The sequence below is a fragment of the Gardnerella sialicivorans subsp. sialicivorans genome (genome assembly GCF_056746795.1).
Genome location: NZ_JBWPXA010000003.1, coordinates 63,146 through 77,978, shown reverse-complemented (window position 1 = coordinate 77,978; position 14,833 = coordinate 63,146). Strand labels below are relative to the sequence as shown.

Here is a 14,833-nt window from a genome sequence, read left to right as displayed (position 1 = left end):
AACTTTTGTTTTTGTTTATACGCTAAACTGATGTTTTTAATTGTAAAGTCGTATTTAGATTTTTACCAGCATTAGTTTTACAAGCAATAAGTCATATTCGCTAAACTATCTGCCCTAAAGCAGCGGCGACTAGACGCCATTAGCGCGCGCATAAAACTAGAAAAACTAGAACTCTGGCTCTTCGTCTGTTCCACCAAAATCGGAGCTAGCTCCAAACGTTGCAAATCCGCCGTTTGATGGAGCAGAAGCACTCCACGGGTCTTCAACGTTTACGCCCTGATTAGCGCCATTTTGCGCATTCATTCCAGCACCAGCAGCCGCACTATTTGCATAATTCGCGCCGCCAGCATAACCGCCAGTGTATCCACCAGCATTCATACCAGCTCCAGCACCAGCGCCCTGATTGAATCCGCCATTGTTCCCAGCAAAACCGCCCTTCGAGCTCAAACGATTAACCTGAGCGGTTGCAAAACGCAAGGATGGCCCAATCTCATCAATCATCAAATCAATGCTGTATCGTTTTTCGTTGCTGTTTTTATCAACGTAGTTATTTGCACGCAACCTACCCTGAATAATAACGCGCATTCCCTTAGTAAGTGTTTGTGCGCAATGCTCAGCTAAGTCGCCCCATGCAACGCATCTAAGCGATAATGGCGTGCCGTTAACGTAGCTGTTTGTTCTTCTGTCAAAAGTAGAGGAATTAGAAACAATCGTAAAAGACGTTCTAACACTACCGTTGGAACTGGTAGCAGTTTCTGGCTCTTTAGCCAAATTACCAATCACGGTTATAACAGTTTCTCCAGCCATCGTAGCCTCTTTTCTATTAAGACTTGGAACAATTTCGTGGAACAATTTAGAGCAAATCCAATTTGACTATTTGACTATAAATTAATCAAACTAATCTAAATAAAATTTTGGATATTGTCCCTAAACTTTTGACTTTACTTTGCTTTACTTTGCTTTACTTTGCGTCCTTGCGAAGAATCTTCGTGCGGACTACTGATTCGTTAAGGTTCAAAACACGGTCAAGCTCGTCGCTAAGTGCTGGCTCGGCAGTGTAATTCACTACAACGTAGTTACCTTCGTTCTTGCCATCAATCTCGTAAGCAAGCTTACGGCGACCCCAATAGTCGGTACCATCAACGGAACCGCCCTCTTTGGTGACAAGCTCAAGATACTGCTCGGTCAACTTCTTAAGACCGCGCTCGTCAAGCTCTGGATCGGCAATGAACATCAGTTCATACTTGTGTGCAGACATCACCCACCTCCTTCGGACTATTCGGCTGCGGGCTTTCCACAGCAGGAGTGTGTTTGCAAAATCGTTCGTAAATCAAGTTATTACACAATTTATTACGCGATTATTACGCAATAATTTTTGCATATTTAATTTTACGAACAACCTATTAAGTCTACATCATGCTTGCGACTCACCGCCGCACAGCTAATCAACCACACTAATGAGCGTAAATATTCCTATGCTTCATGTCTTCTGGAAGCGCGTTTCTAAGCGAAACAAGCGACCCGGACCTAAACACAGACCTGATTCCCGCAGCCAAAAGAGGAGCAATCGAAAGAACCGTCATATTTTCTAAGCGCTTTTCTTCTGGAACAGGAACAGTATCCGTTAAAATGATTTCGCGCGCGCCGCAACTCTTAAGTCGCTCTACTGCAGGGCCAGATAGCAGCGCATGAGTTGCAACCAAAGTAACGGATTTTGCGCCAGCGCCTTTAAGAGTGCGCACAGCTTCGCAAATCGTGCCAGCAGTATCGATCATATCGTCTACAACAATGCAATCGCGGCCTTGAATGTCTCCAATAATTCCATGCGCTTCCGCGTGATTTGGCCTTGTTATATCGCGCGTTTTGTGAATAAACGCTAATGGCAATCCGCCAAGCTTTGCAGCCCACTGCTCCGAAACCTTGATTCGCCCTGCATCTGGCGAAACAATCGTAGTGTTTTCTAGGCTCATTGTGTTGCGAACGTAGTCAATAAGCACTGGCATAGCCGTTAAGTGATCCACAGGCCCGTCGAAGAATCCCTGCTCTTGAGCCGCATGCATATCTACAGTCAAAATTCTTGTAGCTCCAGCAGATCGGAACAAGTCAAACATAAGTCGCGCTGTAATTGGCTCGCGGCCTTGATGCTTTTTGTCTTGACGCGAATACCCAAAGAAAGGCGCAACAACGTTTATGCTTCTAGCGGATGCTCGCCTTAAAGAATCCACCATAAGCAGTTGTTCCATAATCCAATTGTTGATTGGATCTGTGTGCGCTTGCAAAACAAAAACGTCTGCGCCTCGAACTGGCTGCGTAAAGCGCACATACATCTCACCGTTTGCAAAATCGTAGGCAGTTGTTTCCAGCACGTCTATTCCAAGGTATTTGGCGGTTTCTTCCGCAAGTTGCGGATACGCTCTACCCGTTACAAGCATCATTTGCTTTTTTGGAGTGCCTTCAAGAATTGTTGACATATTTGCCTTCCCGTTTGCAAAATCAGTAAAAACGCATACGCGACTAGTCTAGCAGCATACAGCGCCACTATTCAAACGCGCGAACAACCTGCTGCGCATTGCCGTACGAGCTTTGCGCTCCAAATCCCATTGCTGCATACGCCGAAACGTAAGTTGCAACTTGCGCGCTTTGATCCAGACTAAATCCAGCTGCAAGTCCTGCTAAAACAGTTCCCATAAACGCGTCTCCGCAACCCGTTGTATCTACTGCTTTAACACGCTGAGGGCAAATGCGCACAGCCTTCTTGCCATCTTGCGCAGCATAGTCTAAAACAACCGAGCCTTCTGCACCAAGCGTTACAACTGCCTCATCAAAGCCGTACTCGTGCATAATGCGCGCCGCATCATGCCAATCAAAATCATCCCAATTTCCGTCTTCTGGCTCGCTAATTTTAAGCAATTGCGCCATCTCGTGCTCGTTTACAAGAAGTATGCTTGCGTTTTCAATCAATTCGCGTGGCAGCTCGCTTACAAAAGGAGAATTATTTAGCAAAACTTTTACGCCAGCCGCACGCGCAATTTTTGCCGCCGCAGTTACGGTTTCCATTGGGCTTTCTAGGCAAAGTCCTAAAACGCTTGCGCCGCAAATTGCTTGCTTAACATCGTTTTGATTAATGTATTCAACGCTCACTTTTGCATTAGACCCTGGAGCGTAAACGATTGTGTTTTCGCCGCCTTTTGCGTCTACTGTTATTACTGTTGCGCCACTTTTTACGCCTTCTACACGCAAAATTCTAGACGTGTCTACTCCAGCAGATTCTAGCGTGTTTAATAGGAATTTTGCATTTTCATCGCTGCCTACCGCGCCAAACATTTGCACGTTTGCACCTATTTTTGCTGCAGAAACGGCCTGATTCCCCGATTTTCCGCCTGGAAGAACGCGCAAATCACTTCCGTTTACAGTTTCTCCAGGATTTGGGAGACGATCTGCGACTATTGTGTAGTCTGCGTTCATGGAGCCTACTACAGCAACGCGATTGCTTGATTCGCCTATCTTTTTTAGCGCGCTAGCAAGCATTTCGCCACTTAGTGGCGTAGTCTTTTCCATAATAAATCCTTTCGTAAAACTCTATTAATTCGTGATTTAAGCGTGATTAAGTATTAATTCAAGCCGCAATCAAATCACAATTTAACTTACGATTAACTCGCCTAATTCTTAAAGCTATGCACAGGCGCTGGAATTCTTCCACCGCGCGAAACGAATTCCTCGCAGCTTTCGGTATTTACTGGCATAATCGGCGCATATCCCATTAAACCGCCAAAATTAGCCATTTGCCCAACGCTTTTGCCTTCCACAGGTATTATGCGTACAGCAGTTGTTTTTTGATTTATCATGCCAATTGCTGCCTCATCCGCAATCATTCCAGATATTGTTGCAGCGGTTGTGCTTCCAGGAATCGCAATCATATCTAGGCCTACGGAGCATACGCACGTCATTGCTTCTAGCTTTTCTATTTTAAGGCATCCCGACTTTGCAGCAGCAATCATGTTTGCGTCTTCCGAAACAGGTATAAACGCGCCAGAAAGCCCGCCAACGTAGCTGCTGGCCATTATTCCGCCCTTTTTAACTTGATCGTTAAGCATTGCAAGAGCGGCGGTTGTGCCAGGCGCGCCAACAGTAGAAAGTCCGATTTTCTCTAGGACTTCGCCCACGGAATCTCCCACGGCTGGTGTTGGCGCAAGCGACAAGTCGATTATTCCAAACGGCACACCAAGCCTTCTAGATGCCTCTTGCGCAACCAACTGGCCGACTCGCGTAATCTTAAAAGCTGTGCGCTTAATCGTCTCGCACAAGAACGCAAAATTCTTGCCACGCGCCTCGTCTAGCGCGCGCGAAACCACGCCTGGCCCAGATACGCCAACGTTTATTACAGCGTCTCCTTCGGTTACGCCGTGGAATCCGCCTGCCATAAATGGATTATCGTCTGGAGCGTTGCAAAATGCAACGAACTTTACGCATCCGTACGAGTCGCGGTCTGCAGTCGCGCGCGCAATTTGCTTAACTACTCGCCCAAGCAGCTCCACGCAATCCATATCGATTCCAGTGCGCGTGGACCCAACGTTTGCGCTCGAGCACACAATATCAGTCTCGCTCAAGGCTTTTGGCAGCGACTCTATAAGCATGCGGTCGGCAGCTGTCATGGATTTTGCAGGCAGCGCAGAGTAGCCGCCAATCAAATCTACTCCAACTTTTTTTGCTGCTTTGTCTAGCGCGTGCGCGATTTGTACGAAGTCGTCTGGGCTTTTGCACGCTGCTGCTCCAACTAGGCTTATTGGTGTTACGGTTATGCGCTTGTTTACAATCGGAATTCCGTAGTCGCGCTCAATCGCACAGCCCGTGCTAACTAAGTCTTTTGCAAGGCGCGTAATCTTGTTGTACACGTTTTCGCATACTTTTTGCACGCTTGCGTCTGCACAGTCTAGCAGGTTTATTCCCATTGTTATGGTTCTAACGTCGAGCTTTTCTTGCTCGATCATGGAGTTTGTTTCGCTCACTTCCATAATGTTTAGCATGGGCTTCTCCTACTAATCCCTATATTCTGTGCATGTTTGTAAAGATTTCTGCGCGCTGGCAATGTATGCTAACGCCTATTTCTTCGCCTAGCTTTGCCAGTTCTTCCGCTAATTCGCCAAATTCTACGCTTATTTCGTTTACGTCTACAATCATCATCATGTTAAAGAATCCGTTGACGATTGTTTGAGATATGTCTAAAATATTCGCCTTGCTATTTGCTAAGTGAGTCGTAACTTTTGCTATGATTCCTACAGCGTCTTTGCCCACCACGGTGATTACGGCTTTGTTTTCATCATGATTAGTGGTGTTCATAATCACTCCTATTGGCTATATGCGATTTTTGCTGCGCAACAGCTGTTCTATATATTCTACTTGCCATTCGCGCGCGTTTTTCTCCCTATTTATACTATTGCCCGCCTCGTATAATCGACGATTTGTGCAACACGCCAAAGTAGCATCTGAATAAATTTTCATAAAAGGTTAAAAATTTATAATAAAATCCTCCATATATTGTTATAACAACATAATATGCATCAAATACCCCCCCCCCCCATCAGTAAAATTTACACTTGTAACTAATGTCACACTTAAAAAATTTCACTCAAAAAACAAAAATACGATATAATATTTTGAATTAATGAATATTCATCTGTTCACGTAATTGCGCAAAGCTTGAATGCATACACGTTAGGCACATATTAAGCAATCGCAAATAGGTAAACACAATATCCAAAAAAACAAGATTGCACACAAACGTATAAAACGTACAAAAGACGTACATGCGCTTAATGCACGTATGTGTTGCGGCGTAGATACAAATGTAATGCAAACGCAATGCAACACATGTACCACAAAGCGGCCGAATAAAAGAAGAACACAAAAAGAATGGGGATTATTATGGTAAAGAACACTCGCCAAAAGCACGCTCGCACTCAAGAGTATCGCTCATTTGCAAATGTAAGCGCCAATTTTAGTGCATCAACCGCACGCAAACTGTCACTTAGCGCACTTACAACGGTTCTTACTGCAGCCACTTGCTTGGGCGGTCAACCAATCCTCGCATCCTCTAATATTCTTCTTCCTCCAACTACAGCGGCCTTTGCGGATCAAGTGCGTAAGAACGATCCTAATCCTTGGCTGCATACGCCGAACATTCTTGAGTATCAGCGCTACCGTTACTTAAACAGTAAAGGCGAATTTGGCTACGTTGGAGACGACAAAGTTGGCGACTGGGATAGAATCATCAACAAAACCGACATGTATGCGCACGTTCAAGGCGAAGGCAATAACAGATACATGGTTTTCGACGTGTTCTTTAACAACGACGGCAAATCCATGGTTTCTGCATCAACAAAGCATCAATACGTGTGGCAAATTCCTTATGCAATTGCCGATTTAAGTAACGGCGGCTACAAGAATGACACTATGCGCAATCTTAGATTTGACTTCTACAAGCGCAATAACAGATCGCCTCAGACGTATGCAAATCTTTCGCATGATATTGGCTTGTTTGAATACGACGCAAGCAGATCGTTCAGTCAAGACTTCTTGAAAGATAGTCAGGATCACAATAACTCAACATATCATTACTCTATAGGCGTACGCCCTGGCAGACCAGGTTATCAAGACATAAAAGATAACTTCCATGTTAACCCAAATGATTTGGATTCTGCTATTAAAAAGGCTATCCCACCAAACCAAAGACCTTATAACGGCTACAACTACGGCATTGGTATAACAACAACTCACGTTAATTACGCTGTACGAATGCATTGCGAGTTAAAGCTTCGACCAGGCGTAACCGATGAAGAAATCAAAAATGCCTTTACTTGGGCAAATAGCAGCTCTTATGGCAGAACCACACACTCTGCTTACACCTTTATTTCTGGTCGTACAAAAGATGAAAATGTGCCACCTACAAAAAGCGATAGCATTGCTCCAAAGCTGTATTTGAACGGCAAGGAGATTAGCGATAACTCCAATAACAGCATTGACGTGTATCAGGGCGAGTCGCCAAAGATTACTTTCGGCACGTCCGATAATAGCGAAAAGGTGACGAAGTTCTCTGTAAGCGGATTCCCTAATAACATAAATGGTGCAAACTTTACAGGGGATAAAGCCGACGGTTTTGATGCAACTGAAAAGAATCCTTACAAACACGAAATTAATGGCGTTAAGTTTGAGCACAAGAACGGCAATACGCCAGTAAACTCCGACTACACGGTTACTGTTTCTGCAACCGACGCTTCTGGAAACAAGGCAGAGAAGACGATTACAGTACATCTTAAGAACCAAAATCTTAAGCATAAGGCTCCAACCACCACACCAATTACTGTTGATTGGGGTCATAAGCCAAATGCAGATGAGCTCAAGCAGCATGTTTCTGGAGCCGAAGGCGGCACTCTTACTTTTGACTCTATTCCAGAAACTAAGCTTCCTGACATCGCCTTTAATGGCAAAGACACTGCTCCTGCATACGCTTCTGGAAAAGTGACGTATAGTGATGGTTCGTATCACAATGTGACTGTTCAGGTGAATGTTAAGAAGCCGCTCGCATTGCAACATAAGAGCGAGCTTAAGGATCACACTGTTGAAGTGAGCGTTAAAGATAAGCTCACAATGACCAAAGACGGCAGCAAGGTTGACGCTAAGGAATATCTTGGCAAGCTTGACGACGCTACTAAGAATAACATCAAGAGCGCAGAGTGGGTGAACGGCGAGCCTTCCACAGATGTTGCAGGAAAGAAAACTTACACTGCTAAAGTCACGTTTAATGACGGCAGCACAGCGGAAGAAAAGGTCACTTTCACTGTGCGCCCTCAAAAGCCTAAGATTGAAACTGATTTGACTGGCGTTGCAGGCGTAGCGGGCAAGGAAGTTGTAGTTAACGCAGGCCCTGGCACCGAAGGAAGCACTGTAACTCTTAAGGATAACGGTAAGAATGTAATCGGCACTGGAAAAGTTGGAGCCGATGGCAAAGTTACGATTACTGTTAAAGACGGCATTCCTGCTGGAAATGTAACTGCCGTAACGTCTACAAATCCTGCAGATCCAACTAAGGAGCAGTCGGTCCAGTCGCCAGTAAGCGACCCTAAGAATGCTACTAAAGACGACAAAGCACCAACGCTTACTACTGATAAAGATAATGTTGAAGTCGAAGTTGGCAAAGATTTAACTATCACGCTTACAGCAACAGATGATGTAAAGATTGAGTCTATTGACACAGCAACAGCAACTACAGCATTTTCTGGAACTGATTTCAGCAAAATTATTGCCAACATGTCGCGTGCAAAAACTGCTTACACGAAGGATACTGCTACAGAAAAAGAGCTTACTTATACATTCTCTGGCTTTAAGCCTGAAGAAGTTGGCACATACAATCTTACGTTCTCCGCAACTGATGCTGCTGGTAACAAAGTAGAAAAAACTGTAAAGGTAACAGTTAAGAAGAAAGAAGACATTAAGTCAAAGAATATTACTGTTGACTTACATCACCAGCTAGACGACAAAGATGCAAAGAAAGCTATTGCCAATAGTCGCAAGCTTCCAAAAAAGACTAAGTTTGCTTGGGCAAAGGATGGTAAGCCAGACACTTCCACTGTTGGCAACGAAAAGTCTGGAAAAGTTATTGTAACTATTCCTACTAACGATCCAAAGAATCCGCGCATTGAAACTGTTGATGTTAAGGTAACTGTTAAGGATAGCAAAGAGCCTACAGTTACAATTCAGCAAAAGGGCGAAGGTGGCACATATAACACCATTGATGCTGGACATCCAGATGGTCCAAAAAAAGCACCAGTATTTACTATTACTACATACCGCGGTGATAAGAACGATATTAAGATTACTGCAAAAGACAACAGCGGAGAAGTTACAACTCTTACTTTAACGCCTAAAACTCCAGGCGAGACAGAAAAAGATCCTACTGGAACTGGCACAGATAAAAAACCTAAGACTTTGATGCTTGATGGCACTACTCCGCTCAACACTGAGCCTGGCAAGTATAGGCGTACTATCACGGCGGTGGATCCTTCGGGCAACACTACAAAAGTGGCTGTGGAGTTTGTTGTTAAGACGCAGGCAGAGAAGTATGATGACGTTAAAAGCGCGCCTGTTACGTACAACATGAGTAGCGGCACGACGCATCCAGATCCTAAGAGCGGTATTAATGCAGATGATCTAAAGAAACTACCTAAGGATGCTACCTACTCTTGGGCTAAGGAACCAGATTGGAATAAGCCTGGCAAAGATACAACTGCTAAAGTTCTCATAACGTTCCCAGATGGTTCAACTAAGGAAGTAGAGACAAAAGTTACCGTTAAGGACGATATTGCGCCTGTTATTGAGAACCCTGCTACAAATCAGGTGCAGCATGACGATGGCAAAATGTACTACCAGTTCAAGGTGCATAAGGGCGAGCAGTTCAGCATTGATATCAACGCTTACGATAACAGCGGCAAGATCAGTAGCGCAAAATTTGGTTCGGATTTGCCTACAAACATAACTGGCAGCAAGATTAGTATCACTAATAACGATAAGAATTCTGCAGAAAAGCCTGCAAAAATTACTATTACAGGCACTGCTCAGCGCGCAGATAATACGAATCCTGATGCGAATAAGTGGTCTCGTGAGCTTGTTGTTACAGACGAAGCCGGCAATACATCCACGCTAAAGGTTCAGATCTCCGTGTACACGGATGCTGAAGAGCACACTGCTACTGCCAATAAAGTCGATAATCCTAAGGATAACAACGCAATTACCAACGCGATTACCATAACAAAATATGACAATCCAAATAAGCCAATCGATAAGAATGGCATAACATTTGAAGTTGGAAAAATTCCTACAAATGATGGAAATTACACTGTTCCTGTAACTGTTAAATATCCGGATGGATCTTCCAGCAAGATTGAAGTGCCTATTGTTGTTACTAAAGAGTCCAACAATTACGACCCTGTTGGCAAAACTATTACAGTTCCATGGAACACTAAGCCAGAAGAATTGACTGATAAGATTAAGTCATTTGATAAGGGCGGCGGCTTGACGTGGAATGGCACATCTGGAAAAGATAAACTCCAGTCAGTAGAAATCGTCAACGCGAAAGACGTTCCAAGCACCGATAAGCCTGGCGAAAGCAAAGTGCAAGTCGAGGTTAAGTATTCGGATGGCTCTAGTGACGTTGCAACAGTAACTGTTAAAGTTTTGGATCCACAAAGCGAAACTTATACGCCAGAAGGTCAAACAATTAATGTTGCCTACAATAAGACGCCGAACACTAGCATAAAGAATAATGTAGAGACGAATGGCGTTAAGCTAAAGAAGAATGGCGAAACAACCTATCTTACAAACCTCCCAGACGGAGCAAGTATTGCTGTTGACGATAATAACACCGTTCCGAATGGCACTCAGCCTGGCGATTTCAATATTCCTGTAACCATTACGTATAAGGATGGTTCTAAGAGTAATGCAACGGTAAAGGTTACTGTAGGAAAGCCTCAGAGTGAAACTCACACGCCAAAGGTTGACGGCGTAATCACTAAGAAGTATGGCGAAAATGGCCCTTCTAAAGCTGACATCATTGCTAAAGTCACCGTTCCTAATAAACCAACAACAGGTGACACAACAATTACGGTTGACGATGGTCAAATACCTATCGACACTAAGACTCCTGGAACCGTAAAAGTTAAGGTTACTGTTAAGTATCCTGACGGTTCTGAGAATCACGTGGAAGTTCCTGTAACAGTTGGCGATCCAGATAACGTTACTCATAAGGCTTCTGCAACTCCTATAGAGTTGAAGCGCGATAATGCCAAGAAAAATAAGCCAAGTGAAGAAGACATTAAAAAGCATGTTAGTACTGGTGTGAGCGACAGCGATAAGCAGCCTAAAGTAAAGGTTGATGCCGATAAGATTCCAAATACGGACAAGACTGGCACAACTAACGTACCTGTAACTATTGAGTATGAAGACGGCACTACCACAACTGTACAGGTTCCTGTTATTGTAACGGATACAAACGCAGACGAATACACTCCGAACGTTGACCCTGTGGAAGAGCCGTATAACACTGATAAGAAAACGACCAAGGATGCTGTTGCAGCTGCTGTAACTGTTCCTGATTGGCCATATAAAAAAGATGATAAAACTAAGCCACAGCCAAAAGTCACTATCACCAGCAAAGATGAGGATATTCCAGACGGCAAGACCCCTGGCACCTATCATGTAAATGTAGATGTTGAGTATCCTGACAAAACTGTTGATAAAGTTACTGTTGATGTGACTATTAAGAACAAGCAGTCGGATACTTTCGAGCCAAAGGTAACACCTGTTGTTGAGCAGTATGGCAAGAAGGTTACATCTGAAGATGTAACTAAGAACGTAACTGTTCCTGGTTGGCCAGAAAACAAAAAGAATGACTTAAAGATTGAGTTGAACGATCATAACAAAGCTTTGCCAGATGGTAAGACTCCTGGAACAACTAACGTTCAAGTCAAGATTACATATCCTGATAAAACAGAAAAAGTTGTTGAAGTTCCAGTGACTATTAAAAATAAGCAGTCTGAACTTTATCCACCTACATCCAAAGAAATCACTAAGGAGAATGGCACAGCACCTACTGAGGACGAAATTAAGAAAGCCGTAAGCGTTCCTACTTGGCCAGCAGGCGAAAAAGATAAGCCAACTTACTCTATTGCTGAGGGAGATAAGTCTAAAATCCATAATGGAGATAAGGCTGGCAAGTTTGAGGTGCCTGTAACGGTTACGTATCCGGATGGATCAACAACCGTGATCAACGTGCCTGTGACTATTAAGGCTCCAAATCCACAACCGCAAGTTGTGACTGTGCCAAAGGGCGTGGAGCCTAAGCCAGAGGACAGCATTGCCAATAAGGATAAGTTCCCTGAGGGAACCACCTTCGAGTGGAAGAAAGAGAACGGCAAGCCAGACACGTCTAAGGAAGGCAACGACAAGTCAGGAATTGTTGTTGTAACAGTTCCAGGCCAAGATCCTGTGGATGTGCCTGTAAAGGTGAACGTTGTTGATCCAGGTGCTCCACAAATTAACGTGCCACAAGGCACGGATTTGCCAAAGGCAGAAGATGTTATTAAGAATAAGTTCCCTGATGGCACGCAGTTCGAGTGGAAACCTGAGAATACACCGGATACCAGCAATCCTGGCACGCAGAATGGCGTGATTATTGTTACTATTCCAGGTCAAAAGCCTGTGGAAGTGCCTGTAACCGTGAACGTTACGCCAAATCCAGAAACGAATGTTGTTAACGTGAAGGTTGGCGACAAACTTCCAGACGCATCGAAGGGTATTGCTAATAAGGATAAGTTCCCTAAGGGAACCACCTTCGACTGGAAGGATGCTGCTCCAAAGACCGACAAGACGGGTCCTACTACTGGCACTGTGCTCGTTCATATCCCAGGTGTGAAAAATCCAGTGGAAGTCGAAGTTCCTGTGAACATAACTCCTAAGCCTACAGCGAAGGAAACATCCGTTATTCAGAACAGCGATCCAGATCCTAAGAACAGCATTGATAATAGCAAAGATCTCCCGAAGGGAACCACCTTCGAATGGAAGAAAGGTGCTGCTCCAAAGACCGACAAGACGGGTCCTACTACTGGCACTGTGATTGTAAAGGTTCCAGGGCAAGATCCTCAAGAAGTGCCTGTAGAAATTACTGTTACAGCATCTCCTGAAGGAAAAGACGTAACCGTGTTGCAAAAGACTGGCAGCAAGGATACCACTCCTAAGCCACAGGATGTTATTAAGAATAATAGCGATTTGCCTGAGAATGCTGAGGTTTCTTGGAAGAAGAAGCCTGATACGTCAAAGACTGGCAACCAACCAGGCGTCGTGACTGTTCAGGTTCCAGGAATGACTCCTGTAGATGTGCCTGTAAACGTGTTCGTCGTGCCAAATCCAAAAGACAAGACGGTGAGCGTGCCAGTAAACTCCAAGCCAAAGCCAGAAGACAGCATTGCTAATAAGGATGAATTACCTAAGGGAACCACCTTCGAGTGGAAGAAAGATGCTGCTCCAAAGACCGACAAGCCAGGCACCACTAACGGCACTGTGCTCGTCAAGATTCCAGGCGTAAATAACCCAGTAGAAGTGCAAGTAACAGTAAACGTGACCAACAAGCCATTTATTAATGATGGCAATGCTGAAAACACGCCAACGAAGCCTGATAAGACCACTATTACTGGTAAAACTCAGCCAGGAAACACCGTAACTGTCAAAGACAAAGACGGTAAGACTGTTGGTACTGGAACTGCCAACAAAGACGGAAACTTCACTATCGAAATCGATAAGAAGGATCCTGGTACAGCTCTCGAGCTTGTTCCAAGCAAGGGTAGCGAACATGGCGATCCAGTAAACACAACCGTCACTGCTAAACCGCAAAAGCCAACGATTACGGTACCAACCGACGATCACAAGAACGGCGGAAACGTAACTGTAACACCGCCAAATAATGATGCTACGGTTGTGAAGATTGAAATCAACGACAAGCCAAATCCGCTTAACGGTCCAGAAAAGCCAGAACAGACAATTATTGTCAAGAAGGGTGATGACGGCAAGTGGAAGATTGACGGAGACACTCCAGAAGGTGTAATTGTTGATCCGCAAACTGGCGTTGTTACGATTCCAGCAAAGAATTTGGAAGACGGCAGCACTATTACTGCAGTAGCTAAGAACAATACGGATAAACCATCTGATCCTGCTACTGCTGTAACCGGCTTTAAGACTCCGCAGATTACCGAACAGTCTATAGCAGGCGCTCCAAATGGTGGCGGAAGCGGAGACAGTGGCAATCACGAAAAACAAGTGATTACTGGTAAAACCGATATTCCAGGCGCAACTATCACTGTTACCGATAACAATGGCAATCAAATCGGAACAGGGGTTGCAGACGAAGACGGCAAGTTTAGAATCGAAATTCCTAAGCAAACGCCTGGCTCGATTGTAAACCTTACGCCTACAAAAGGCACTGGTGATTTTGCTAAGACTGGAAACACTGTTGAAGTAACTGTTGGCGGAGATATTGCCGTTCCACGCATAGACACGCCTGCAGACGGAAGCGCCACAATAACGCCAAATCTTACGGATACGCGCGTAGATAAGGTTGTTATTACGTATACGCCTGAAGGCGACGGAAGCACGCCGCAAACTGTTACAATCACCGTTATCGCCGAGGGCGATACGCGCGTGTGGAAGATTGATGGTTCTGCTCCTAACGGCGTAACTGTTGATCCAAAGACTGGCGTTGTTACGATTCCAGCTGCAAACGTTAAAGACGGAAGCACGATCACCGCTGTTGCAAAGAATAGCGGAGATAGCAGCAATGCTGGCGACTCGTCTAGCACCGTTACAGGTACGATTGCGCAGCCTGGAGACGGTGGTAGTAGCGATAGTGGTAGTAGCGATAGTGGTAGTAGCGATAGCGGAAGCGGCGATAGCGGAAGCGATGACGATGACAACGGCGGTAGTAGCGATAGCGAAAGCCACGATAGCGGAAGCCACGATAGCGGAAGCCACGCCAATAATGCAAACAACGCAAACAATGCAAAGAATAATGGCAACAAAAATGATGCTAGCAGCCACAATGACAGCAATAATCATGGAAACCAATCTCACAATAGTGGATCTAGAAGAGATAAAGGTGCGCTAGGTAATACTGGCGTTGGTGTTGCATTAAGTGCTCTTGCATCTGCGATGCTTGCTGGCATGGGAGCAGCAGGAAAGGCTGTATCTCGCCGCAAGAAGCGCAACTAGCTAGTAGCCTCTATAAATAAAACCC

Annotated in this window: 7 protein-coding genes; 1 reads left to right on the top strand and 6 read right to left on the bottom strand. The window is 44.8% G+C overall.

Annotated elements, in window-relative coordinates; all coding sequences use genetic code 11:
* Positions 1-165 precede the first annotated feature (165 nt).
* From ssb to AC1EKB_RS02565, 6 genes are all read right to left on the bottom strand, one after another.
* Positions 166-807, bottom strand: coding sequence for a single-stranded DNA-binding protein (gene ssb / locus AC1EKB_RS02590; protein ID WP_016806626.1), 642 nt, complete (start codon positions 805-807; stop codon positions 166-168).
* A 154-nt stretch (positions 808-961) separates the two neighbouring features.
* Positions 962-1,258, bottom strand: coding sequence for a 30S ribosomal protein S6 (rpsF, locus tag AC1EKB_RS02585; protein ID WP_004131822.1), 297 nt, complete (start codon positions 1,256-1,258; stop codon positions 962-964).
* 196 nt (positions 1,259-1,454) lie between these two features.
* The gene (locus AC1EKB_RS02580; protein WP_481248767.1) at positions 1,455-2,471 is read right to left on the bottom strand and encodes a ribose-phosphate diphosphokinase; all 1,017 of its coding nucleotides are present in this window, start codon (positions 2,469-2,471) and stop codon (positions 1,455-1,457) included.
* A gap of 67 nt (positions 2,472-2,538) precedes the next feature.
* Positions 2,539-3,561, bottom strand: coding sequence for a ribokinase (locus AC1EKB_RS02575; protein WP_115794137.1), 1,023 nt, complete (start codon positions 3,559-3,561; stop codon positions 2,539-2,541).
* A gap of 98 nt (positions 3,562-3,659) precedes the next feature.
* Positions 3,660-5,024: a DUF711 family protein gene (locus AC1EKB_RS02570; protein WP_481248766.1), complete on the bottom strand. Its 1,365-nt coding sequence runs from the start codon at positions 5,022-5,024 to the stop codon at positions 3,660-3,662.
* A gap of 19 nt (positions 5,025-5,043) precedes the next feature.
* Complete coding sequence (locus AC1EKB_RS02565; RefSeq protein WP_415694127.1) at positions 5,044-5,337, bottom strand: ACT domain-containing protein; 294 nt, start codon at positions 5,335-5,337, stop codon at positions 5,044-5,046.
* A 585-nt stretch (positions 5,338-5,922) separates the two neighbouring features.
* Between AC1EKB_RS02565 and AC1EKB_RS02560 the strand changes: the two genes are divergently transcribed.
* A complete protein-coding gene (locus tag AC1EKB_RS02560; protein ID WP_481248765.1) occupies positions 5,923-14,808 on the top strand; it encodes a Rib/alpha-like domain-containing protein in 8,886 nt (2,961 codons plus the stop codon).
* Positions 14,809-14,833: the final 25 nt, after the last annotated feature.